This window comes from Photobacterium ganghwense, from assembly GCF_017329545.1.
Lineage (GTDB): Bacteria > Pseudomonadota > Gammaproteobacteria > Enterobacterales > Vibrionaceae > Photobacterium > Photobacterium ganghwense.
In genome coordinates, this window is sequence record NZ_CP071325.1 from 3,329,400 (window position 1) to 3,354,481 (window position 25,082).

Consider the following 25,082-nt stretch of genomic DNA (forward strand, 5'->3'; position numbering starts at 1 on the left):
ACCATTCAAGTGCTCGTGGAGTCCGTAAAACCCCTTGGGTGTTGTATGGTTAAGCCGCACGGGCAATTAGTACAGGTTAGCTCAACGCCTCACAGCGCTTACACACCCTGCCTATCAACGTTCTAGTCTCGAACAACCCTTCAGAGAGCTTAAAGCTCTGGGGATGACTCATCTTGAGGCTCGCTTCCCGCTTAGATGCTTTCAGCGGTTATCGATTCCGAACTTAGCTACCGGGCAATGCGTCTGGCGACACAACCCGAACACCAGAGGTTCGTCCACTCCGGTCCTCTCGTACTAGGAGCAGCCCCTCTCAATCATCCAACGCCCACGGCAGATAGGGACCGAACTGTCTCACGACGTTCTAAACCCAGCTCGCGTACCACTTTAAATGGCGAACAGCCATACCCTTGGGACCGACTTCAGCCCCAGGATGTGATGAGCCGACATCGAGGTGCCAAACACCGCCGTCGATATGAACTCTTGGGCGGTATCAGCCTGTTATCCCCGGAGTACCTTTTATCCGTTGAGCGATGGCCCTTCCATTCAGAACCACCGGATCACTATGACCTGCTTTCGCACCTGCTCGAACCGTCATTCTCGCAGTCAAGCGGGCTTATGCCATTGCACTAACCTCACGATGTCCGACCGTGATTAGCCCACCTTCGTGCTCCTCCGTTACGCTTTGGGAGGAGACCGCCCCAGTCAAACTACCCACCAGGCACTGTCCGCACCCCCGATGAGGGGGCGACGTTAGAACATCAACACTACAAGGGTGGTATTTCAAGGACGGCTCCACAGATACTGGCGTACCTGCTTCGAAGCCTCCCACCTATCCTACACATGTAGGGTCAATGTTCAGTGCCAAGCTGTAGTAAAGGTTCACGGGGTCTTTCCGTCTAGCCGCGGGTACGCAGCATCTTCACTGCGATTTCAATTTCACTGAGTCTCGGGTGGAGACAGCGTGGCCATCATTACGCCATTCGTGCAGGTCGGAACTTACCCGACAAGGAATTTCGCTACCTTAGGACCGTTATAGTTACGGCCGCCGTTTACCGGGGCTTCGATCAAGAGCTTCTCCCTAAGGATAACCCCATCAATTAACCTTCCGGCACCGGGCAGGCGTCACACCGTATACGTCATCTTTCGATTTTGCACAGTGCTGTGTTTTTAATAAACAGTTGCAGCCACCTGGTATCTGCGACTGCCAGCAGCTCCAAGAGCAAGTCTCTTCACCGCCGGCAGCGTACCTTCTCCCGAAGTTACGGTACCATTTTGCCTAGTTCCTTCACCCGAGTTCTCTCAAGCGCCTTGGTATTCTCTACCCGACCACCTGTGTCGGTTTGGGGTACGATTTCTTGCTATCTGAAGCTTAGAGGCTTTTCCCGGAAGCATGGCATCAATGACTTCAGCACCGTGGTGCCTCGACATCGGGTCTCAGCCTTAAGATGGTCCGGATTTGCCTAAACCATCAGCCTACACCCTTGAACCTGGACAACCGTCGCCAGGCCCACCTAGCCTTCTCCGTCCCCCCATCGCAATAGCAAGAAGTACGGGAATATTAACCCGTTTCCCATCGACTACGCCTTTCGGCCTCGCCTTAGGGGTCGACTCACCCTGCCCCGATTAACGTTGGACAGGAACCCTTGGTCTTCCGGCGAGGAGGTTTTTCACCCCCTTTATCGTTACTCATGTCAGCATTCGCACTTCTGATACCTCCAGCGCCCCTTACAGGACACCTTCAGCGGCTTACAGAACGCTCCCCTACCCAATACGCTAATGCGCATTGCCGCAGCTTCGGTGTATCGCTTAGCCCCGTTAAATCTTCCGCGCAGGCCGACTCGACCAGTGAGCTATTACGCTTTCTTTAAATGATGGCTGCTTCTAAGCCAACATCCTGGCTGTCTGAGCCTTCCCACATCGTTTCCCACTTAGCGATAACTTTGGGACCTTAGCTGGCGGTCTGGGTTGTTTCCCTCTCCACGACGGACGTTAGCACCCGCCGTGTGTCTCCCGGATAGTACTTACTGGTATTCGGAGTTTGCAAAGGGTTGGTAAGTCGGGATGACCCCCTAGCCTTAACAGTGCTCTACCCCCAGTAGTATTCGTCCGAGGCGCTACCTAAATAGCTTTCGGGGAGAACCAGCTATCTCCGAGTTTGATTGGCCTTTCACCCCTAGCCACAAGTCATCCGCTAATTTTTCAACATTAGTCGGTTCGGTCCTCCAGTGCGTGTTACCGCACCTTCAACCTGCCCATGGCTAGATCACTCGGTTTCGGGTCTAATCCCAGCAACTGCACGCCCAGTTAAGACTCGGTTTCCCTACGGCTCCCCTATACGGTTAACCTTGCTACTGAAATTAAGTCGCTGACCCATTATACAAAAGGTACGCAGTCACAGGACAAAGCCTGCTCCTACTGCTTGTACGTACACGGTTTCAGGTTCTATTTCACTCCCCTCACAGGGGTTCTTTTCGCCTTTCCCTCACGGTACTGGTTCACTATCGGTCAGTCAGGAGTATTTAGCCTTGGAGGATGGTCCCCCCATCTTCAGACAAGATAACACGTGTCCCGTCCTACTCGTTTTCACGCCAAATGTGTTGTCGGCTACGGGGCTGTCACCCTGTATCGCTGAGCTTTCCAGCTCATTCACCTGACACTTAAAGCGCTTAAGGGCTAATCCGGTTTCGCTCGCCGCTACTGCCGGAATCTCGGTTGATTTCTCTTCCTCGGGGTACTTAGATGTTTCAGTTCCCCCGGTTCGCCTCACCAAGCTATGTATTCACTTGATGATAACTGCTTATGCAGCTGGGTTTCCCCATTCGGAAATCGCAGACTCAAGTGGCTCTTACTGCCTCATCTACGCTTATCGCAAGTTAGTACGTCCTTCATCGCCTCTGACTGCCCAGGCATCCACCGTGTACGCTTAGTCACTTAACCATACAACCCCAAGAGGTTTCGTATGTTCAAACAACCAAGGTTTTTCCATCTGAGTTAAGATGGTTAGTTTGTTTTGCCGGACTCTTCTTACACAAGACACTTGAATGTGTATTGCTTGAGAACTCGTTCCACCTTTCGGTGAAACAATAATTTCGATTCATCTGAATCGAATTACTAGTCAGCTTTCCAGATTGTTAAAGAGCATGTGTTTGCCTTTCGGCAGCCACTTTCTAAAGACTTTCAGCGTCACGAAACTGACCCAACAACATTACTGCTATTGAATCTGCGGCTCCGTGCAGAAAAGTATTTAGAGAGTGGTGGGCGATACCGGGCTCGAACCAGTGACCCCCTCCTTGTAAGGGAGGTGCTCTCCCAACTGAGCTAATCGCCCTCCGATGTTTTACATCTTCCGAGGAGAAGATGGTGGGTCGTGCAGGATTCGAACCTGCGACCAATTGATTAAAAGTCAACTGCTCTACCAACTGAGCTAACGACCCGTGGCGTCCCATAGGGGAGTCGAACCCCTGTTACCGCCGTGAAAGGGCGGTGTCCTAGGCCTCTAGACGAATGGGACCTTTTGTTTCGGGTTTGGGTACCCGAACACATGTTCTCTACATTTCGACCAAGCAATCTGTGTGGACACTACGCAAAGCGCAGTCTTTAGGTAAGGAGGTGATCCAGCCCCAGGTTCCCCTAGGGCTACCTTGTTACGACTTCACCCCAGTCATGAACCACACCGTGGTAAACGCCCTCCCGAAGGTTAAGCTATCTACTTCTGGTGCAGCCCACTCCCATGGTGTGACGGGCGGTGTGTACAAGGCCCGGGAACGTATTCACCGTGGCATTCTGATCCACGATTACTAGCGATTCCGACTTCATGGAGTCGAGTTGCAGACTCCAATCCGGACTACGACATACTTTGTGGGATTCGCTCCACCTCGCGGTCTTGCTGCCCTCTGTATATGCCATTGTAGCACGTGTGTAGCCCTACTCGTAAGGGCCATGATGACTTGACGTCGTCCCCACCTTCCTCCGGTTTATCACCGGCAGTCTCCCTGGAGTTCCCACCCGAAGTGCTGGCAAACAAGGATAAGGGTTGCGCTCGTTGCGGGACTTAACCCAACATTTCACAACACGAGCTGACGACAGCCATGCAGCACCTGTCTCACGGTTCCCGAAGGCACTCCCGCATCTCTGCAGGATTCCGTGGATGTCAAGAGTAGGTAAGGTTCTTCGCGTTGCATCGAATTAAACCACATGCTCCACCGCTTGTGCGGGCCCCCGTCAATTCATTTGAGTTTTAATCTTGCGACCGTACTCCCCAGGCGGTCTACTTAACGCGTTAGCTCCGAAAGCCAGTGTTCAAGACACCAACCTCCAAGTAGACATCGTTTACGGCGTGGACTACCAGGGTATCTAATCCTGTTTGCTCCCCACGCTTTCGCATCTGAGCGTCAGTCTTTGTCCAGGGGGCCGCCTTCGCCACCGGTATTCCTTCAGATCTCTACGCATTTCACCGCTACACCTGAAATTCTACCCCCCTCTACAAGACTCTAGCCTGCCAGTTCCAAATGCGATTCCGAGGTTGAGCCCCGGGCTTTCACATCTGGCTTAACAAGCCGCCTGCATGCGCTTTACGCCCAGTAATTCCGATTAACGCTCGCACCCTCCGTATTACCGCGGCTGCTGGCACGGAGTTAGCCGGTGCTTCTTCTGCAGCTAACGTCAAACAATACCGCTATTAACGATACCGCCTTCCTCACTGCTGAAAGTGCTTTACAACCCGAAGGCCTTCTTCACACACGCGGCATGGCTGCATCAGGGTTTCCCCCATTGTGCAATATTCCCCACTGCTGCCTCCCGTAGGAGTCTGGACCGTGTCTCAGTTCCAGTGTGGCTGATCATCCTCTCAGACCAGCTAGGGATCGTCGCCTAGGTGAGCCGTTACCCCACCTACTAGCTAATCCCACCTGGGCCAATCTTAGCGCGAGAGGCCCGAAGGTCCCCCTCTTTGCTCCGTAGAGATTATGCGGTATTAGCCATCGTTTCCAATGGTTATCCCCCACACTAAGGCATGTTCCCAGGCATTACTCACCCGTCCGCCGCTCGCCGCCCAACAAATCCCCCGAAGGGTCAATGTTGTCGCTGCCGCTCGACTTGCATGTGTTAGGCCTGCCGCCAGCGTTCAATCTGAGCCATGATCAAACTCTTCAATTAAAGTTTTGGCTCGATGAATACTGAATTAAATTGACTGTGCCAAAATAACCGAAGCTATTTTGAATTGGTCACTCAGTTCATCGATAAATCTTTTTGACTATCAGTTCACGAGTGCCCACACAGATTGCATGGTCAAATTGTTAAAGAACGTTGACTTTCAATGCGTTAGCGCGAAGCGCTTCAGCAAGTCAGGACGCGTATAATACGCTTCCCAGCGTTTAAGTCAAGGTAAAATTCTCTACTTTTTCAGTCAGTAAAAAACTTTAGCGTGACTCCGCTCACTGATTCACCAGTTGGAGCGAAAGAAAAGCCCGTTGTGACCCAACGGGCTTTCTGGAATAGGTGCCTGGCGATGTCCTACTCTCACATGGGGAGGCCCCACACTACCATCGGCGCTGCTGCGTTTCACGTCTGAGTTCGGCATGGGATCAGGTGGGTCCACAGCGCTATGGTCGCCAGGCAAATTCTTTGATTCACCGCCCGCAGGCCGCAAATCACAATCTTGGAAAAAACTGACTAAAGTTCAAGCACACCATTCAAGTGCTCGTGGAGTCCGTAAAACCCCTTGGGTGTTGTATGGTTAAGCCGCACGGGCAATTAGTACAGGTTAGCTCAACGCCTCACAGCGCTTACACACCCTGCCTATCAACGTTCTAGTCTCGAACAACCCTTCAGAGAGCTTAAAGCTCTGGGGATGACTCATCTTGAGGCTCGCTTCCCGCTTAGATGCTTTCAGCGGTTATCGATTCCGAACTTAGCTACCGGGCAATGCGTCTGGCGACACAACCCGAACACCAGAGGTTCGTCCACTCCGGTCCTCTCGTACTAGGAGCAGCCCCTCTCAATCATCCAACGCCCACGGCAGATAGGGACCGAACTGTCTCACGACGTTCTAAACCCAGCTCGCGTACCACTTTAAATGGCGAACAGCCATACCCTTGGGACCGACTTCAGCCCCAGGATGTGATGAGCCGACATCGAGGTGCCAAACACCGCCGTCGATATGAACTCTTGGGCGGTATCAGCCTGTTATCCCCGGAGTACCTTTTATCCGTTGAGCGATGGCCCTTCCATTCAGAACCACCGGATCACTATGACCTGCTTTCGCACCTGCTCGAACCGTCATTCTCGCAGTCAAGCGGGCTTATGCCATTGCACTAACCTCACGATGTCCGACCGTGATTAGCCCACCTTCGTGCTCCTCCGTTACGCTTTGGGAGGAGACCGCCCCAGTCAAACTACCCACCAGGCACTGTCCGCACCCCCGATGAGGGGGCGACGTTAGAACATCAACACTACAAGGGTGGTATTTCAAGGACGGCTCCACAGATACTGGCGTACCTGCTTCGAAGCCTCCCACCTATCCTACACATGTAGGGTCAATGTTCAGTGCCAAGCTGTAGTAAAGGTTCACGGGGTCTTTCCGTCTAGCCGCGGGTACGCAGCATCTTCACTGCGATTTCAATTTCACTGAGTCTCGGGTGGAGACAGCGTGGCCATCATTACGCCATTCGTGCAGGTCGGAACTTACCCGACAAGGAATTTCGCTACCTTAGGACCGTTATAGTTACGGCCGCCGTTTACCGGGGCTTCGATCAAGAGCTTCTCCCTAAGGATAACCCCATCAATTAACCTTCCGGCACCGGGCAGGCGTCACACCGTATACGTCATCTTTCGATTTTGCACAGTGCTGTGTTTTTAATAAACAGTTGCAGCCACCTGGTATCTGCGACTGCCAGCAGCTCCAAGAGCAAGTCTCTTCACCGCCGGCAGCGTACCTTCTCCCGAAGTTACGGTACCATTTTGCCTAGTTCCTTCACCCGAGTTCTCTCAAGCGCCTTGGTATTCTCTACCCGACCACCTGTGTCGGTTTGGGGTACGATTTCTTGCTATCTGAAGCTTAGAGGCTTTTCCCGGAAGCATGGCATCAATGACTTCAGCACCGTGGTGCCTCGACATCGGGTCTCAGCCTTAAGATGGTCCGGATTTGCCTAAACCATCAGCCTACACCCTTGAACCTGGACAACCGTCGCCAGGCCCACCTAGCCTTCTCCGTCCCCCCATCGCAATAGCAAGAAGTACGGGAATATTAACCCGTTTCCCATCGACTACGCCTTTCGGCCTCGCCTTAGGGGTCGACTCACCCTGCCCCGATTAACGTTGGACAGGAACCCTTGGTCTTCCGGCGAGGAGGTTTTTCACCCCCTTTATCGTTACTCATGTCAGCATTCGCACTTCTGATACCTCCAGCGCCCCTTACAGGACACCTTCAGCGGCTTACAGAACGCTCCCCTACCCAATACGCTAATGCGCATTGCCGCAGCTTCGGTGTATCGCTTAGCCCCGTTAAATCTTCCGCGCAGGCCGACTCGACCAGTGAGCTATTACGCTTTCTTTAAATGATGGCTGCTTCTAAGCCAACATCCTGGCTGTCTGAGCCTTCCCACATCGTTTCCCACTTAGCGATAACTTTGGGACCTTAGCTGGCGGTCTGGGTTGTTTCCCTCTCCACGACGGACGTTAGCACCCGCCGTGTGTCTCCCGGATAGTACTTACTGGTATTCGGAGTTTGCAAAGGGTTGGTAAGTCGGGATGACCCCCTAGCCTTAACAGTGCTCTACCCCCAGTAGTATTCGTCCGAGGCGCTACCTAAATAGCTTTCGGGGAGAACCAGCTATCTCCGAGTTTGATTGGCCTTTCACCCCTAGCCACAAGTCATCCGCTAATTTTTCAACATTAGTCGGTTCGGTCCTCCAGTGCGTGTTACCGCACCTTCAACCTGCCCATGGCTAGATCACTCGGTTTCGGGTCTAATCCCAGCAACTGCACGCCCAGTTAAGACTCGGTTTCCCTACGGCTCCCCTATACGGTTAACCTTGCTACTGAAATTAAGTCGCTGACCCATTATACAAAAGGTACGCAGTCACAGGACAAAGCCTGCTCCTACTGCTTGTACGTACACGGTTTCAGGTTCTATTTCACTCCCCTCACAGGGGTTCTTTTCGCCTTTCCCTCACGGTACTGGTTCACTATCGGTCAGTCAGGAGTATTTAGCCTTGGAGGATGGTCCCCCCATCTTCAGACAAGATAACACGTGTCCCGTCCTACTCGTTTTCACGCCAAATGTGTTGTCGGCTACGGGGCTGTCACCCTGTATCGCTGAGCTTTCCAGCTCATTCACCTGACACCTAAAGCGCTTAAGGGCTAATCCGGTTTCGCTCGCCGCTACTGCCGGAATCTCGGTTGATTTCTCTTCCTCGGGGTACTTAGATGTTTCAGTTCCCCCGGTTCGCCTCATCAAGCTATGTATTCACTTGATGATAACTGCTTATGCAGCTGGGTTTCCCCATTCGGAAATCGTAGACTCAAGTGGCTCTTACTGCCTCATCTACGCTTATCGCAAGTTAGTACGTCCTTCATCGCCTCTGACTGCCCAGGCATCCACCGTGTACGCTTAGTCACTTAACCATACAACCCCAAGAGGTTTCGTATGTTCAAACAACCAAGGTTTTTCCATCTGAGTTAAGATGGTTAGTTTGTTTTGCCGGACTCTTCTTACACAAGACACTTGAATGTGTATTGCTTGAGAACTCGTTTCTCTTTCGAGAAACAATAATTTCGATTCGTCTGAATCGAATTACTAGTCAGCTTTCCAGATTGTTAAAGAGCATGTGTTGTTATTCCGAAGGAATAGACACTTTCTAACAACACTCGTAAGTGTGTTTAGAGAGTGGTGGAGCTAAGCAGGATCGAACTGCTGACCTCCTGCGTGCAAGGCAGGCGCTCTCCCAGCTGAGCTATAGCCCCAACGTTTCCGATGCCTCACCAGCTTCCTTTGGGCAGGAAGTGGTGGGTCTGAGTGGACTTGAACCACCGACCTCACCCTTATCAGGGGTGCGCTCTAACCACCTGAGCTACAGACCCAGCATCGTTTCGCTCTTCACATTTTAACCAAGCAATCTGTGTGGACACTACGCAAAGCGCAGTCTTTTGGTAAGGAGGTGATCCAGCCCCAGGTTCCCCTAGGGCTACCTTGTTACGACTTCACCCCAGTCATGAACCACACCGTGGTAAACGCCCTCCCGAAGGTTAAGCTATCTACTTCTGGTGCAGCCCACTCCCATGGTGTGACGGGCGGTGTGTACAAGGCCCGGGAACGTATTCACCGTGGCATTCTGATCCACGATTACTAGCGATTCCGACTTCATGGAGTCGAGTTGCAGACTCCAATCCGGACTACGACATACTTTGTGGGATTCGCTCCACCTCGCGGTCTTGCTGCCCTCTGTATATGCCATTGTAGCACGTGTGTAGCCCTACTCGTAAGGGCCATGATGACTTGACGTCGTCCCCACCTTCCTCCGGTTTATCACCGGCAGTCTCCCTGGAGTTCCCACCCGAAGTGCTGGCAAACAAGGATAAGGGTTGCGCTCGTTGCGGGACTTAACCCAACATTTCACAACACGAGCTGACGACAGCCATGCAGCACCTGTCTCACGGTTCCCGAAGGCACTCCCGCATCTCTGCAGGATTCCGTGGATGTCAAGAGTAGGTAAGGTTCTTCGCGTTGCATCGAATTAAACCACATGCTCCACCGCTTGTGCGGGCCCCCGTCAATTCATTTGAGTTTTAATCTTGCGACCGTACTCCCCAGGCGGTCTACTTAACGCGTTAGCTCCGAAAGCCAGTGTTCAAGACACCAACCTCCAAGTAGACATCGTTTACGGCGTGGACTACCAGGGTATCTAATCCTGTTTGCTCCCCACGCTTTCGCATCTGAGCGTCAGTCTTTGTCCAGGGGGCCGCCTTCGCCACCGGTATTCCTTCAGATCTCTACGCATTTCACCGCTACACCTGAAATTCTACCCCCCTCTACAAGACTCTAGCCTGCCAGTTCCAAATGCGATTCCGAGGTTGAGCCCCGGGCTTTCACATCTGGCTTAACAAGCCGCCTGCATGCGCTTTACGCCCAGTAATTCCGATTAACGCTCGCACCCTCCGTATTACCGCGGCTGCTGGCACGGAGTTAGCCGGTGCTTCTTCTGCAGCTAACGTCAAACAATACCGCTATTAACGATACCGCCTTCCTCACTGCTGAAAGTGCTTTACAACCCGAAGGCCTTCTTCACACACGCGGCATGGCTGCATCAGGGTTTCCCCCATTGTGCAATATTCCCCACTGCTGCCTCCCGTAGGAGTCTGGACCGTGTCTCAGTTCCAGTGTGGCTGATCATCCTCTCAGACCAGCTAGGGATCGTCGCCTAGGTGAGCCGTTACCCCACCTACTAGCTAATCCCACCTGGGCCAATCTTAGCGCGAGAGGCCCGAAGGTCCCCCTCTTTGCTCCGTAGAGATTATGCGGTATTAGCCATCGTTTCCAATGGTTATCCCCCACACTAAGGCATGTTCCCAGGCATTACTCACCCGTCCGCCGCTCGCCGCCCAACAAATCCCCCGAAGGGTCAATGTTGTCGCTGCCGCTCGACTTGCATGTGTTAGGCCTGCCGCCAGCGTTCAATCTGAGCCATGATCAAACTCTTCAATTAAAGTTTTGGCTCGATGAATACTGAATTAAATTGACTGTGCCAAAATAACCGAAGCTATTTTGAATTGGTCACTCAGTTCATCGATAAATCTTTTTGACTATCAGTTCACGAGTGCCCACACAGATTGCATGGTCAAATTGTTAAAGAACGTTGACTTTCAATGCGTTAGCGCGAAGCGCTTCAGCAAGTCAGGACGCGTATAATACGCTTCCCAGTGTTTAAGTCAAGGTAAAATTCTCTACTTTTTCAGTCAGTAAAAAAACTTTAGCGTGACTCCGCTCACTGATTCACCAGTTGAGAGCGAAAGAAAAGCCCGTTGTGACCCAACGGGCTTTCTGGAATAGGTGCCTGGCGATGTCCTACTCTCACATGGGGAGGCCCCACACTACCATCGGCGCTGCTGCGTTTCACGTCTGAGTTCGGCATGGGATCAGGTGGGTCCACAGCGCTATGGTCGCCAGGCAAATTCTTTGATTCACCGCCCGCAGGCCGCAAATCACAATCTTGGAAAAAACTGACTAAAGTTCAAGCACACCATTCAAGTGCTCGTGGAGTCCGTAAAACCCCTTGGGTGTTGTATGGTTAAGCCGCACGGGCAATTAGTACAGGTTAGCTCAACGCCTCACAGCGCTTACACACCCTGCCTATCAACGTTCTAGTCTCGAACAACCCTTCAGAGAGCTTAAAGCTCTGGGGATGACTCATCTTGAGGCTCGCTTCCCGCTTAGATGCTTTCAGCGGTTATCGATTCCGAACTTAGCTACCGGGCAATGCGTCTGGCGACACAACCCGAACACCAGAGGTTCGTCCACTCCGGTCCTCTCGTACTAGGAGCAGCCCCTCTCAATCATCCAACGCCCACGGCAGATAGGGACCGAACTGTCTCACGACGTTCTAAACCCAGCTCGCGTACCACTTTAAATGGCGAACAGCCATACCCTTGGGACCGACTTCAGCCCCAGGATGTGATGAGCCGACATCGAGGTGCCAAACACCGCCGTCGATATGAACTCTTGGGCGGTATCAGCCTGTTATCCCCGGAGTACCTTTTATCCGTTGAGCGATGGCCCTTCCATTCAGAACCACCGGATCACTATGACCTGCTTTCGCACCTGCTCGAACCGTCATTCTCGCAGTCAAGCGGGCTTATGCCATTGCACTAACCTCACGATGTCCGACCGTGATTAGCCCACCTTCGTGCTCCTCCGTTACGCTTTGGGAGGAGACCGCCCCAGTCAAACTACCCACCAGGCACTGTCCGCACCCCCGATGAGGGGGCGACGTTAGAACATCAACACTACAAGGGTGGTATTTCAAGGACGGCTCCACAGATACTGGCGTACCTGCTTCGAAGCCTCCCACCTATCCTACACATGTAGGGTCAATGTTCAGTGCCAAGCTGTAGTAAAGGTTCACGGGGTCTTTCCGTCTAGCCGCGGGTACGCAGCATCTTCACTGCGATTTCAATTTCACTGAGTCTCGGGTGGAGACAGCGTGGCCATCATTACGCCATTCGTGCAGGTCGGAACTTACCCGACAAGGAATTTCGCTACCTTAGGACCGTTATAGTTACGGCCGCCGTTTACCGGGGCTTCGATCAAGAGCTTCTCCCTAAGGATAACCCCATCAATTAACCTTCCGGCACCGGGCAGGCGTCACACCGTATACGTCATCTTTCGATTTTGCACAGTGCTGTGTTTTTAATAAACAGTTGCAGCCACCTGGTATCTGCGACTGCCAGCAGCTCCAAGAGCAAGTCTCTTCACCGCCGGCAGCGTACCTTCTCCCGAAGTTACGGTACCATTTTGCCTAGTTCCTTCACCCGAGTTCTCTCAAGCGCCTTGGTATTCTCTACCCGACCACCTGTGTCGGTTTGGGGTACGATTTCTTGCTATCTGAAGCTTAGAGGCTTTTCCCGGAAGCATGGCATCAATGACTTCAGCACCGTGGTGCCTCGACATCGGGTCTCAGCCTTAAGATGGTCCGGATTTGCCTAAACCATCAGCCTACACCCTTGAACCTGGACAACCGTCGCCAGGCCCACCTAGCCTTCTCCGTCCCCCCATCGCAATAGCAAGAAGTACGGGAATATTAACCCGTTTCCCATCGACTACGCCTTTCGGCCTCGCCTTAGGGGTCGACTCACCCTGCCCCGATTAACGTTGGACAGGAACCCTTGGTCTTCCGGCGAGGAGGTTTTTCACCCCCTTTATCGTTACTCATGTCAGCATTCGCACTTCTGATACCTCCAGCGCCCCTTACAGGACACCTTCAGCGGCTTACAGAACGCTCCCCTACCCAATACGCTAATGCGCATTGCCGCAGCTTCGGTGTATCGCTTAGCCCCGTTAAATCTTCCGCGCAGGCCGACTCGACCAGTGAGCTATTACGCTTTCTTTAAATGATGGCTGCTTCTAAGCCAACATCCTGGCTGTCTGAGCCTTCCCACATCGTTTCCCACTTAGCGATAACTTTGGGACCTTAGCTGGCGGTCTGGGTTGTTTCCCTCTCCACGACGGACGTTAGCACCCGCCGTGTGTCTCCCGGATAGTACTTACTGGTATTCGGAGTTTGCAAAGGGTTGGTAAGTCGGGATGACCCCCTAGCCTTAACAGTGCTCTACCCCCAGTAGTATTCGTCCGAGGCGCTACCTAAATAGCTTTCGGGGAGAACCAGCTATCTCCGAGTTTGATTGGCCTTTCACCCCTAGCCACAAGTCATCCGCTAATTTTTCAACATTAGTCGGTTCGGTCCTCCAGTGCGTGTTACCGCACCTTCAACCTGCCCATGGCTAGATCACTCGGTTTCGGGTCTAATCCCAGCAACTGCACGCCCAGTTAAGACTCGGTTTCCCTACGGCTCCCCTATACGGTTAACCTTGCTACTGAAATTAAGTCGCTGACCCATTATACAAAAGGTACGCAGTCACAGGACAAAGCCTGCTCCTACTGCTTGTACGTACACGGTTTCAGGTTCTATTTCACTCCCCTCACAGGGGTTCTTTTCGCCTTTCCCTCACGGTACTGGTTCACTATCGGTCAGTCAGGAGTATTTAGCCTTGGAGGATGGTCCCCCCATCTTCAGACAAGATAACACGTGTCCCGTCCTACTCGTTTTCACGCCAAATGTGTTGTCGGCTACGGGGCTGTCACCCTGTATCGCTGAGCTTTCCAGCTCATTCACCTGACACTTAAAGCGCTTAAGGGCTAATCCGGTTTCGCTCGCCGCTACTGCCGGAATCTCGGTTGATTTCTCTTCCTCGGGGTACTTAGATGTTTCAGTTCCCCCGGTTCGCCTCACCAAGCTATGTATTCACTTGATGATAACTGCTTATGCAGCTGGGTTTCCCCATTCGGAAATCGTAGACTCAAGTGGCTCTTACTGCCTCATCTACGCTTATCGCAAGTTAGTACGTCCTTCATCGCCTCTGACTGCCCAGGCATCCACCGTGTACGCTTAGTCACTTAACCATACAACCCCAAGAGGTTTCGTATGTTCAAACAACCAAGGTTTTTCCATCTGAGTTAAGATGGTTAGTTTGTTTTGCCGGACTCTTCTTACACAAGACACTTGAATGTGTATTGCTTGAGAACTCGTTCCACCTTTCGGTGAAACAATAATTTCGATTCATCTGAATCGAATTACTAGTCAGCTTTCCAGATTGTTAAAGAGCATGTGTTTGCCTTTCGGCAGCCACTTTCTAAAGACTTTCAGCGTCACGAAACTGACCCAACAACATTACTGCTATTGAATCTGCGGCTCCGTGCAGAAAAGTATTTAGAGAGTGGTGGGCGATACCGGGCTCGAACCAGTGACCCCCTCCTTGTAAGGGAGGTGCTCTCCCAACTGAGCTAATCGCCCTCCGATGTTTTACATCTTCCGAGGAGAAGATGGTGGGTCGTGCAGGATTCGAACCTGCGACCAATTGATTAAAAGTCAACTGCTCTACCAACTGAGCTAACGACCCGTGGCGTCCCATAGGGGAGTCGAACCCCTGTTACCGCCGTGAAAGGGCGGTGTCCTAGGCCTCTAGACGAATGGGACCTTTTGTTTCGGGTTTGGGTACCCGAACACATGTTCTCTACATTTCGACCAAGCAATCTGTGTGGACACTACGCAAAGCGCAGTCTTTAGGTAAGGAGGTGATCCAGCCCCAGGTTCCCCTAGGGCTACCTTGTTACGACTTCACCCCAGTCATGAACCACACCGTGGTAAACGCCCTCCCGAAGGTTAAGCTATCTACTTCTGGTGCAGCCCACTCCCATGGTGTGACGGGCGGTGTGTACAAGGCCCGGGAACGTATTCACCGTGGCATTCTGATCCACGATTACTAGCGATTCCGACTTCATGGAGTCGAGTTGCAGACTCCAATCCGGACTACGACATACTTTGTGGGATTCGCTCCACCTCGCGGTCTTGCTGCCCTCTGTATATGCCATTGTAGCACGTGTGTAGCCCTACTCGTAAGGGCCATGATGACTTGACGTCGTCCCCACCTTCCTCCGGTTTATCACCGGCAGTCTCCCTGGAGTTCCCACCCGAAGTGCTGGCAAACAAGGATAAGGGTTGCGCTCGTTGCGGGACTTAACCCAACATTTCACAACACGAGCTGACGACAGCCATGCAGCACCTGTCTCACGGTTCCCAAAGGCACTCCCGCATCTCTGCAGGATTCCGTGGATGTCAAGAGTAGGTAAGGTTCTTCGCGTTGCATCGAATTAAACCACATGCTCCACCGCTTGTGCGGGCCCCCGTCAATTCATTTGAGTTTTAATCTTGCGACCGTACTCCCCAGGCGGTCTACTTAACGCGTTAGCTCCGAAAGCCAGTGTTCAAGACACCAACCTCCAAGTAGACATCGTTTACGGCGTGGACTACCAGGGTATCTAATCCTGTTTGCTCCCCACGCTTTCGCATCTGAGCGTCAGTCTTTGTCCAGGGGGCCGCCTTCGCCACCGGTATTCCTTCAGATCTCTACGCATTTCACCGCTACACCTGAAATTCTACCCCCCTCTACAAGACTCTAGCCTGCCAGTTCCAAATGCGATTCCGAGGTTGAGCCCCGGGCTTTCACATCTGGCTTAACAAGCCGCCTGCATGCGCTTTACGCCCAGTAATTCCGATTAACGCTCGCACCCTCCGTATTACCGCGGCTGCTGGCACGGAGTTAGCCGGTGCTTCTTCTGCAGCTAACGTCAAACAATACCGCTGTTAACGATACCGCCTTCCTCACTGCTGAAAGTGCTTTACAACCCGAAGGCCTTCTTCACACACGCGGCATGGCTGCATCAGGGTTTCCCCCATTGTGCAATATTCCCCACTGCTGCCTCCCGTAGGAGTCTGGACCGTGTCTCAGTTCCAGTGTGGCTGATCATCCTCTCAGACCAGCTAGGGATCGTCGCCTAGGTGAGCCGTTACCCCACCTACTAGCTAATCCCACCTGGGCCAATCTTAGCGCGAGAGGCCCGAAGGTCCCCCTCTTTGCTCCGAAGAGATTATGCGGTATTAGCCATCGTTTCCAATGGTTATCCCCCACACTAAGGCATGTTCCCAGGCATTACTCACCCGTCCGCCGCTCGCCGCCCAACAAATCCCCCGAAGGGTCAATGTTGTCGCTGCCGCTCGACTTGCATGTGTTAGGCCTGCCGCCAGCGTTCAATCTGAGCCATGATCAAACTCTTCAATTAAAGTTTTGGCTCGATGAATACTGAATTAAATTGACTGTGCCAAAATAACCGAAGTCATTTTGAATTGGTCACTCAGTTTATCGATAAATCTTTTTGACTATCAGTTCACGAGTGCCCACACAGATTGCATGGTCAAATTGTTAAAGAACTTTTCTTTCACGTCGCTGGCTTATTTCGCCGCGCTCCGTGTCAGTGAGGCGGCATTATAGAGACTTCGCGCACACTGACAAGTGTTTTTTTGAAAAAAAATATCGAGCGGTCATTATTTCAACTAATGTGAAATATACGCCTCTAAAATCAACATTAGAGGATCGTCACATTGACTTGCTAGTAATTCCAAGTCAATGAAAGTAATATCAATGTGACCTTGTTGTTAAAATAACCAATAACGCCTTCTTATAATTCTTATGACGATGTAGTTCTATTATGAAATTATCCAATCAAACTCTCATGCCGATTCTCGCAATCGCAGTTGTCGGGGGCATTATTTTTAGTTTCCTGCCTTTTTCCTCCGGTATTGCTTTTGCGTTAGGTTCTATCTGTACTGCTTTTATCCTTTCAGTCATTCCAACTTCAACCTCATCTCCTGACGATATCAACCAGGCCAGTAAAACGCTCTATGTCGGAAACCTGCCTTATCGAGCTAACGAAAGTGATGTGAAAGACTTGTTTGCTGAGTATGGGGAAGTGTTTGCCGTCCGCCTGATGAAAGACAAGCGAACGGGTAAACGTCGGGGATTTGGCTTTGTGGTAATGAATATCCGGGATGCCGATCAGGCCGTTGCGGCACTGAATAACAAAGAATACGGCCAGCGGACACTCAAAGTGCGTGAAGCGAACGAACCTAAGAACGAGGATAATCCAGACTTTTAATCGTCTGGAGCTGCATAGCCTGCAAACTCGTATTCAGTGCCGCCGGTAAAACGGCGGCACTGTTGTATGTAAGGTTAGGCTCTTTCCGCTCGCAAGGTATCTCACCTAATAGGGCTTTTACCCGATTGGCTATCGCCTTCCCGGAATCTACAATCTGGACCGGTTGTTCAAATGCCTGCTGGATTTCAGCTTTGATCAGCGGAAAGTGGGTACAGCCTAACACGATGCAGTCTACTCTCTGACGCCACGGGGATAGAATCTCCCGTAACTCCTCAAGGTCAACAGCCTCTCCTCGCAGTTTCTGTTCTGCCATTTCCACTAAACGGGTTGAGCCAATTCGCAACACTTCACAGTCGCGGGCAAACTGGCGGATCAGGCTGTCGGTATACGCGCGTTGAACAGTCGCGGGCGTGGCCAGTAAACCAATCACTTTCTGCTGACTTAGCAACGCCGCGGGTTTAATCGCAGGTACCACACCGACTACCGGGATAGTCAGCTGACCCCGTAAGGTGGGCAACACTATAGTACTGGCGGTATTACAAGCCACAACCACCAAATCGATCTGATGCCGTGCCACCAGCAGGTTCACTATATATGAGGTACGTTCAATCAACTCTGATTCCGGCAGTTCACCATATGGGAACGCTGCATCATCAAATGCGTAGATATATTGAACGTCCGGCAGCTGCGCATAGATCTCCTGATAAACAGAAAGGCCTCCGACGCCAGAATCAAAAATCAGTACCCGCTTCACGATTAACCTAGCTTTGTATTCTCTGAGAACGCTAATAATACTGCGAAACCCTGCCGGCGCACAAAAGCCTTCCTCATTTTACTGTCATCATGCATTCGGTAAATAACGCTGGTAATGGAACCGATGTTGACGCTCAATATGGCAGAGCGTCAGTTTGAGTACGCCTTGAAAGCACGGGGCTTCCGTTACCAGGGTATGAAACTCTCCGTTTTCACCGCAGGGATCAACGCCAGCTGGCAGACGATGAATCAGCTCCCGACTATACCACTGCCCACAGAACTCGCCAGGTAACTGGTGGGTATCCACGGTGGTCAGTAGTGTCCGGATTCCGCGTACCAGAATCTCATCGGCCAGCTTAGCGCTGTCTTCGCCCATCAACGGGAACACACACTGCCAACCAGCAGGCTCTATATAACTGCGCCGGTATTCGGCAATACCATTACAGAACATATCGCCAAACGCGACAGCTTCTATCTCCAGCCCACTGCTCCGCAGCCCATCGACCACACATGCCTGGTATACCTCATTCGGCGGAAAAATCTCAGGCAACGGAATCATCACCAGAGGTAACCCGGTCAATGCCGCCTGACGACGAACGACATCAATGGGCGTGGCCTGAAACGGGACTTCATCTTCCAGATAGGTGGTGTACAGACCGACCACGTCAAAAGCCGGGTCTTCAAGCAAACGAATCAGTGTCAATGTCGAGTCTTTGCCGGAAGACCAGCTGACCATAGTTTTGATAGGTTTCATAATGTAAAAAGCCACCCGAAGGTGGCTCCATGGCAGATTAAAACTGATAGGTTACAGTAGCAAAGTAACTGCGTTCCTGAACATTGTACGACTCTTTGGCCACATAATCGTGATCAAACAGATTGGCGACCCGGCCACGCAAAATCAGGTTATCACTGACGTTATAGCTGGCAGCCACATCCACTAGCGTATAAGCATCCAGCTTATTGGTATTGGCTGCGTCTTCATAGCTGGTGCCTTTGTAAATCGCACTGACATCAAACTGCCACTGTTCCAGCAGGTAAGAGACATTCCACTTCGCACTATGACGAGAACGGCGTACTAACTGATTCTTGGTTGCCTTGTCTTCTGCATCCAGATAGTCGTAGCTGACATCATGATATAAAGGCCCAGTCGCAAAGCCTGCCGTCAACTCTACCCCTTGCAGCGTCGCTTCATTGACATTCATCGGTTTCCAGATGCTCGGGTTAGTCGCATCAGGTGCCCAGGCAATCAGATCATCAATCTCAGAGCGATACGCAGCAACCCGCCAGTCGAGCAGAGAATAAGATCCTGCCAGAGCCAGCTCATAGTTGGTTGACTCTTCCGGTGTCAGGTTCGGGTTTCCTGAGTTTGGCCAGTACAGGTCATTAAAGGTCGGTGCCTTAAACGCCGTCCCGACATTGGCAGACAACTGAATGGCAGACACAACATCATAGGCTGCGGCAACCTGCCAGGTAGTGTGGTCACCGTAACTTTCGTTATCGTCATACCGCACACTGCCTTCCAGTTGCAGACTGCTCGGATCCCGCAGCACCGAGGTCAGATACACCGCAGTATTATCACGCTCGTCCTTGCTGTAATTGGTCGTCGTGTTGGACACTTTGTCACGGTACCACTCAACACCCCCGCCAAACTCCAGCGACTCATTGTGCTGGTAGTGGTTTTGCCAGTTCACGACATTGCGTTTGGTTTTGATGGTACTGCCGCTGCTCACCGCGCTGAAGTCACGGGCTTCATCCTGGTTCTGAGCAATGGTCAGCTCACTCTGCCACTGATCACGCTGATACGCTGCCTTAGCGGCCACGTTATACAGTTTGCTTTCATTCTGGGCATCCGGTGTGGAAATAAGGTTACCGGACGAATCGAAGAAACCACCGTCGTACTCGGTCTCACCTTCATGGTAATAACCTTGCAGGCTGACTTTCAGGTTGTCATTCAGGTGGGTACCAATCTCCGCCACGACGTTACGGCTCTCATAACCGTCTTTGTCCTGCTCATAAGGCGCTTTACGTGCCGAAAACCCGTTGGTTTCCTCACCTTTGACCGCCAGCTTACCCCAGCTTTGCTGACCCAGACTACCGGCAACAGAACCGCCCAGCTGATAGTAGTCATCACTACCCGCGCTAGCGGTAACTTCGGCCAGTGTTTCACCCGGCTGATAAGTGGTAATGATATTCAGCACCCCACCGACCGCATCAGAGCCATACAGCGCCGCACGTGCACCACGGATAAACTCGATCCGCTCAATGCCGGTCAGTGGAATCTGGCTGAAATCCGCCGAGCCCAGCGTGGCACTGCCAATACGGACACCGTTGATCATCACCAGCAAATGACGGGATGAAGTACCCCGCACATACACTTCCGTTGTCTGGCCATATCCTGCGGAAACAACCTGCACACCCGGCAGACGACGCAGCACTTCAGACAACGATTTCGCCTGGATGGCATCAATCTCTTCCTTGGTGACAATAGATACAGGAGCAATCACATTTTTGACAGGTTGCTCAAAACGGTTGGCAGTCACCACCATGACTTCATCGGCTTGCTGGGTGGCCATGACACCAGACGACAGACACACTTGTGCCAACGCCACTGCTAAAAGCGTTTTTTTCATTATTTGGATACCTTAAGTCGCGTTAATTACTGAGTAGCGGGGCTACTCGGTACACTGGTCGGTCTTCGGACTTAAGAGCATGGTTGGACAACCACCTAGGCAACAACTTCCCACTTCAATCGACAGCATTGCACCGTCTGCAGAAGCAGTGTTCGGAACTAACGTCCTTGTGCTTTCGTTCTCTATCACCGCTGCGCGTCAGTCACGGATTCTCACCGCATTCCCCTGCCTGTTATCAGGCAAACCAGCGCACTGCGAATGCTAGTTATCCCTTCCCTTAATGTCTAGTTCCGTTTGCTATTGATTATGAATAATCGCTCGTAACACCATTTTTATCCGGCTCAACACTGGACATCGGTCAACAATGCAATAAAATCTTGCGCTCTTATTTTGAGCAGTTTGAGGCAACCACTATGGCAACCACCGCAATCAATCCGGCTGAGTACCAGACTCAGCTTGATGAGAAAGCAGCGCGTATCCAGAATATCTTCGCAGATTTCGATACCCCGGAACTGGAGGTTTTTGCCTCACCTGCTGAGCACTACCGCATGCGTGCCGAGTTTCGGGTCTGGCATGAAGGCGAAGACCTGTACTACATCATGTTCAATCAGGAAACCCGCGAGAAATACCGCGTGGATCAGTTTCCGGCGGCCAGCCGCCTGATTAATGATCTGATGCCTCTGCTGGTTGACGCCCTGAAACCGGTCAAAGCCCTGCGCCACAAGCTGTTCCAGGTTGATTTTCTCTCTACCCTGAGCGGTGAGATTCTGGTTTCCCTGCTGTATCACCGTCAACTGGATGACGAATGGGTTCGTGAAGCCAAAGCACTGAAACAGCGCCTGAACGATGAAGGCTTCAAGCTGAATTTCATTGGCCGCGCACGCAAACAGAAAATCGTACTGGATCAGGAATTCGTGATCGAAAAACTGAACGTTCACGATCAGGTTCTGACGTACAAACAAGTTGAAAACAGCTTCACTCAGCCAAACGGCGAAGTTGCGCAGAAAATGCTGGAATGGGCCGTTGACTGCACCCAAGACAGCGATGGCGACCTGCTGGAGCTGTACTGCGGCAACGGCAACTTTTCGCTGGCACTGGCCAAGAACTTTGACCGCGTGCTGGCGACCGAACTAGCAAAGCCGTCCGTTGACTCTGCACAGTACAACATTGCGGTAAACCAGATTGAGAACGTGCAAATCATCCGTATGTCAGCGGAAGAGTTCACCGAAGCGATGGAAGGCCGCCGCGAGTTTCGCCGCCTGAAAGATCAGGGCATTGATCTGCAGAGCTACAACTGCAACACCATCTTCGTCGATCCGCCGCGTTCGGGCATGGATGAAGGCACATGCCGTATGGTTCAGGGCTATGAGCGTATCATGTACATTTCCTGCAACCCGGACACCCTGAAAGAGAACCTGGAGATCCTTGGCGAGACGCACCGCATTACGCGCTTTGCCCTGTTTGACCAGTTCCCTTACACCCATCACATGGAAGCCGGTGTACTGCTAGAGCGCAAATAACCGCCGAGCAAACCACCATTTGGGTAAAAGCATTAACCCCAAATAGCAAAAAGGCACCGAAAGGTGCCTTTTGAGTTTTTACAGAACCGTGTCTGAAAGAAGGGGCTTACGCTTCCGCTTCTGCCTGAACTTCTGCTTTTGTTTTCATGATACCCAGCTTGTAGGCTACCCAGAACAGCAGGCCCAGCGCGATCATCAGCGGCAAGAAGTTTGAGCCCATTTCCGGCGTCTGCGCACGCAAGAACGCAGAGTAACCGAACGCACCTACCAGGAAGCAGGCAAAAGCAATCGCCGGCGTACCTTCTGCCATTGGTTTGCTCAGGTACTCCTGATACAGGCAGTACACAGCCAGCGCAAACGCAATCACAGGGAAGACAGAGAAAGACACAGCGCTTGAAGTCAGTACAGCCAGGGTCGCATTACCACACAGACCAGCCAGCAACGACAGCACCAGTGTTTTGCGTTCAGCTTTAATTTGATCCTTGTTCATATCCTTTCACCAAGATAATAAAGTTAGAGTTTCTGCCTGAGCTCTCGACGCTCACGCTCTTTGCGATACCAATAGGCACCCTTCGCAATCATTCGCAATTGCATAATCAATCTTTCAGCATGCTCAGCGCGAGCATGGCTATCTAAGTCCAGTGCTTCTGCACCGGAACTGAACACCAGCGTGACCGATGCTTCCGCCTGGGTATAGGCTTCATCATGCGTCACCCCGGTTTTTGCTTCCAGGTACTCCGTCAGTTCAGCCACAAAATGCTGAATTTCCCGAGCAACGGCGGCCCGAAACGCCGGCGACGTTCCGGAGCGCTCGCGAAGCAGTAACCTGAATACGTTCGGGCTGCTCTCGATAAACTCCATGAAGGTTTCTACCGAGGTGCGGATTACACTGCCTTCTTTGGCAATACGCTGGCGAGCCTGACGCATCAATTGGCGCAGGATCAACCCCCCTTCGTCCACCATGGTTAAACCCAGTTCATCCATGTCTTTGAAATGACGATAAAACGATGTTGGGGCAATCCCGGCCTCTCTGGCCACTTCCCGCAGGCTAAGGTTCGAAAAACTGCGTTCAGCGCTTAACTGGTTAAATGCAGCGTCAATCAGTGAGCGGCGGGTTTTTTCTTTTTGCTGAGCCCTGATACCCATGGATTTGTTGCTTCTCTTATGATTGTCTTGCGTCAAGTTTGATGCCCACTATACGCGCTTTCCTACAGCCATCAAAACATAGTAATTCCTGACAGAACCTTTATCAAAGCACGATTTGCCAGTTTTTCTACTGGCTCACACTCTCCATCGCAAGCCCCGCAACAAACCCCGCCGTCAAAATCCGTCACTTTTCACGGCTTATTGACGTCACAACGTGATCATTCCCTATCTATCACTGCCCGCTGATTTTACCTGCTTTTATAAAAAGTTAAAATGACCACACAGCAATGTTGCAAGGATGATAAGAAAGGCTCAGCAATGATAAACAGCAAACAACCCCATACCCAACACTTTGACGCCATTATCATCGGAAGCGGTCCGGGCGGCGAAGGAGCCGCGATGGGGCTGACCAAAGCCGGTTTCAATGTCGCCATTATTGAACGGGAAGATCGCGTCGGCGGAGGCTGTACCCACTGGGGCACCATTCCTTCTAAAGCCCTGCGCCATGCCGTCAGCCGGATCATCGAGTTCAACCAAAATCCGCTGTACTGCAAGAATAACTCCAGTCTGCACAGTACATTCAGCCAGATTCTGGGGCATGCCGAAGATGTGATCAGCAAGCAGACCCGAATGCGCCAGGGGTTCTACGACCGTAATCAGTGCACCATCATTTTTGGCGAAGCCAGCTTCACCGGCAGCCACACCATCAGCGTGCGCAAACCGGACGGTACCCACGAGCAGTACAGCGCCGACAAATTTGTCATCGCCACCGGTTCACGTCCGTATCACCCGTCTGATGTGGATTTCAGCCACAGCCGGGTTTACGACAGCGACTCTATTCTTAAGCTCAAGCATGACCCGCGCCATATCATCATCTACGGAGCCGGGGTTATTGGTAGCGAATATGCCTCGATTTTCCGCGGCCTTGGGGTCAAGGTCGATCTGATCAACACCCGTGACCGGTTGCTGGAATTCCTCGACAATGAAATTTCTGACTCGCTGTCGTATCACTTCTGGAACAACGGGGTGATGATCCGCAACGGGGAAACTTACGAGAAGATTGAAGATACCGGTGACGGCGTGATTCTGCATCTGCAGTCAGGCAAAAAAATGCGGGCTGACTGCCTGCTCTATGCCAACGGCCGAACCGGTAACACCGATCGCCTCAACCTGAGCAAGGTAGGCCTGACCCCGGACTCCCGCGGCCAGCTGAAAGTGAACCAGAATTACCGCACCGATGCCGAGCACGTCTACGCGGTCGGTGATGTCATTGGCTACCCAAGCCTGGCCAGTGCCGCCTACGATCAGGGGCGCTTCGTGGCTCAGGCCATCGCCAACGGTGAGGCCGAAGGCAAGCTTATCGATCATATCCCGACCGGTATCTACACCATCCCGGAGATCAGCTCCGTTGGCAAAACCGAGCAGGAGCTGACCGCCGAGAAAGTGCCGTATGAGATTGGCCGTTCCCAGTTTAAACACCTGGCCCGGGCCCAGATCGCCGGCACCGACGTCGGCAGCCTGAAGATCCTGTTCCATCGCGAAACCAAAGAGATCCTCGGGATCCACTGCTTTGGTGAGCGTGCCGCCGAGATCATCCATATCGGTCAGGCGATCATGGAGCAGAAAGGCGAAGGCAATAACATTGAATATTTCGTCAATACCACCTTCAACTACCCGACCATGGCAGAAGCCTATCGGGTGGCGGCGCTTAATGGCCTGAACCGGCTGTTCTGAAAGCAGCATGGGTCCGCTGAAGTCAGCGAAGATCATCGT

8 protein-coding genes, 8 tRNA genes, 8 rRNA genes and 1 riboswitch are annotated in these 25,082 nt (G+C 52.1%); of the genes, 3 read left to right on the forward strand and 21 right to left on the reverse strand.

The features are described 5' to 3' along the window. Nucleotides 1–45: 45 nt before the first annotated feature. The 16 genes from FH974_RS15080 to FH974_RS15155 form a co-directional block, all read right to left on the reverse strand. Nucleotides 46–2,937 (reverse strand): 23S ribosomal RNA (locus tag FH974_RS15080). Between the two features lie 315 nt (nucleotides 2,938–3,252). After that, a tRNA-Val gene (locus FH974_RS15085) sits at nucleotides 3,253–3,328 on the reverse strand. A 30-nt stretch (nucleotides 3,329–3,358) separates the two neighbouring features. Further along, a tRNA-Lys gene (locus tag FH974_RS15090) sits at nucleotides 3,359–3,434 on the reverse strand. 1 nt (nucleotide 3,435) lies between these two features. Continuing rightward, nucleotides 3,436–3,511: transfer RNA gene (locus FH974_RS15095), tRNA-Glu, on the reverse strand. A 91-nt stretch (nucleotides 3,512–3,602) separates the two neighbouring features. Further along, a 16S ribosomal RNA gene (locus tag FH974_RS15100) occupies nucleotides 3,603–5,154 on the reverse strand. 344 nt (nucleotides 5,155–5,498) lie between these two features. Beyond that, nucleotides 5,499–5,614 (reverse strand): 5S ribosomal RNA (rrf, locus tag FH974_RS15105). A 116-nt stretch (nucleotides 5,615–5,730) separates the two neighbouring features. After that, nucleotides 5,731–8,622, reverse strand: a 23S ribosomal RNA gene (locus tag FH974_RS15110). A 263-nt stretch (nucleotides 8,623–8,885) separates the two neighbouring features. Continuing rightward, nucleotides 8,886–8,961, reverse strand: a tRNA-Ala gene (locus tag FH974_RS15115). 40 nt (nucleotides 8,962–9,001) lie between these two features. Then, nucleotides 9,002–9,078: transfer RNA gene (locus FH974_RS15120), tRNA-Ile, on the reverse strand. Between the two features lie 70 nt (nucleotides 9,079–9,148). Further along, nucleotides 9,149–10,700 (reverse strand): 16S ribosomal RNA (locus FH974_RS15125). 346 nt (nucleotides 10,701–11,046) lie between these two features. Beyond that, nucleotides 11,047–11,162, reverse strand: a 5S ribosomal RNA gene (rrf, locus tag FH974_RS15130). 116 nt (nucleotides 11,163–11,278) lie between these two features. Next, a 23S ribosomal RNA gene (locus tag FH974_RS15135) occupies nucleotides 11,279–14,170 on the reverse strand. A 315-nt stretch (nucleotides 14,171–14,485) separates the two neighbouring features. After that, nucleotides 14,486–14,561, reverse strand: a tRNA-Val gene (locus tag FH974_RS15140). Nucleotides 14,562–14,591: 30 nt separating this feature from the next. Continuing rightward, a tRNA-Lys gene (locus FH974_RS15145) sits at nucleotides 14,592–14,667 on the reverse strand. 1 nt (nucleotide 14,668) lies between these two features. Further along, nucleotides 14,669–14,744: transfer RNA gene (locus FH974_RS15150), tRNA-Glu, on the reverse strand. A gap of 91 nt (nucleotides 14,745–14,835) precedes the next feature. After that, nucleotides 14,836–16,387: ribosomal RNA gene (locus FH974_RS15155) — 16S ribosomal RNA — on the reverse strand. Together the 16S, 23S and 5S rRNA genes with 8 tRNA genes alongside form the textbook arrangement of a ribosomal RNA operon. 426 nt (nucleotides 16,388–16,813) lie before the next feature. Here FH974_RS15155 and FH974_RS15160 point away from each other — a divergent pair. Beyond that, on the forward strand, nucleotides 16,814–17,260 hold the full coding sequence (locus FH974_RS15160; RefSeq protein WP_047887114.1) for an RNA recognition motif domain-containing protein: 447 nt from the start codon (nucleotides 16,814–16,816) through the stop codon (nucleotides 17,258–17,260). On the opposite strand, the gene murI is transcribed toward FH974_RS15160, so the two are convergent. The 3 genes from murI to FH974_RS15175 form a co-directional block, all read right to left on the reverse strand. Further along, nucleotides 17,232–18,017, reverse strand: a complete 786-nt coding sequence (murI, locus tag FH974_RS15165) for a glutamate racemase (protein ID WP_047887113.1) — start codon at nucleotides 18,015–18,017, stop codon at nucleotides 17,232–17,234. The genes FH974_RS15160 and murI overlap by 29 nt on opposite strands. Nucleotides 18,018–18,101: 84 nt before the next feature. Further along, the gene (locus FH974_RS15170; RefSeq protein ID WP_047887122.1) at nucleotides 18,102–18,767 is read right to left on the reverse strand and encodes a Dph6-related ATP pyrophosphatase; all 666 of its coding nucleotides are present in this window, start codon (nucleotides 18,765–18,767) and stop codon (nucleotides 18,102–18,104) included. Between the two features lie 37 nt (nucleotides 18,768–18,804). Continuing rightward, entirely contained in the window at nucleotides 18,805–20,643 is a 1,839-nt protein-coding gene (locus FH974_RS15175) for a TonB-dependent receptor domain-containing protein (RefSeq protein ID WP_047887112.1), read from the reverse strand. Between the two features lie 39 nt (nucleotides 20,644–20,682). After that, nucleotides 20,683–20,907: riboswitch (cobalamin riboswitch) on the reverse strand. Nucleotides 20,908–21,056: 149 nt separating this feature from the next. On the opposite strand from FH974_RS15175, the gene trmA reads away from it, so the two are divergent. Next, on the forward strand, nucleotides 21,057–22,163 hold the full coding sequence (gene trmA / locus FH974_RS15180) for a tRNA (uridine(54)-C5)-methyltransferase TrmA (RefSeq protein WP_047887111.1): 1,107 nt from the start codon (nucleotides 21,057–21,059) through the stop codon (nucleotides 22,161–22,163). 106 nt (nucleotides 22,164–22,269) lie between these two features. Here trmA and FH974_RS15185 read toward each other — a convergent pair whose 3' ends face one another. Together FH974_RS15185 and fabR are read right to left on the reverse strand one after the other, a co-directional pair. Beyond that, nucleotides 22,270–22,653 (reverse strand): YijD family membrane protein, encoded by a 384-nt coding sequence (locus FH974_RS15185; RefSeq protein ID WP_047887110.1) that lies wholly within the window; start codon nucleotides 22,651–22,653, stop codon nucleotides 22,270–22,272. 23 nt (nucleotides 22,654–22,676) lie between these two features. Then, nucleotides 22,677–23,309 carry an HTH-type transcriptional repressor FabR gene (gene fabR / locus FH974_RS15190; protein ID WP_047887109.1) on the reverse strand — a complete coding sequence of 211 codons (633 nt, stop codon included), beginning with the start codon at nucleotides 23,307–23,309 and terminating at the stop codon, nucleotides 22,677–22,679. A gap of 318 nt (nucleotides 23,310–23,627) precedes the next feature. Between fabR and sthA the strand changes: the two genes are divergently transcribed. Next, the gene (gene sthA, locus FH974_RS15195) at nucleotides 23,628–25,043 is read left to right on the forward strand and encodes a Si-specific NAD(P)(+) transhydrogenase (RefSeq protein WP_207103388.1); all 1,416 of its coding nucleotides are present in this window, start codon (nucleotides 23,628–23,630) and stop codon (nucleotides 25,041–25,043) included. The last annotated feature ends 39 nt before the right edge of the window (nucleotides 25,044–25,082 follow it).

Excerpts from the sequence above, each read along its gene's own strand:
- FH974_RS15160 (WP_047887114.1), top strand. The coding sequence starts at position 16,814 with ATGAAATTATCCAATCAAACTCTCATGCCGATTCTCGCAATCGCAGTT.
- FH974_RS15170 (WP_047887122.1), bottom strand. The coding sequence starts at position 18,767 with ATGAAACCTATCAAAACTATGGTCAGCTGGTCTTCCGGCAAAGACTCG.
- FH974_RS15175 (WP_047887112.1), bottom strand. The coding sequence starts at position 20,643 with ATGAAAAAAACGCTTTTAGCAGTGGCGTTGGCACAAGTGTGTCTGTCG.
- trmA (WP_047887111.1), top strand. The coding sequence starts at position 21,057 with ATGGCAACCACCGCAATCAATCCGGCTGAGTACCAGACTCAGCTTGAT.
- FH974_RS15185 (WP_047887110.1), bottom strand. The coding sequence starts at position 22,653 with ATGAACAAGGATCAAATTAAAGCTGAACGCAAAACACTGGTGCTGTCG.
- fabR (WP_047887109.1), bottom strand. The coding sequence starts at position 23,309 with ATGGGTATCAGGGCTCAGCAAAAAGAAAAAACCCGCCGCTCACTGATT.
- sthA (WP_207103388.1), top strand. The coding sequence starts at position 23,628 with ATGATAAACAGCAAACAACCCCATACCCAACACTTTGACGCCATTATC.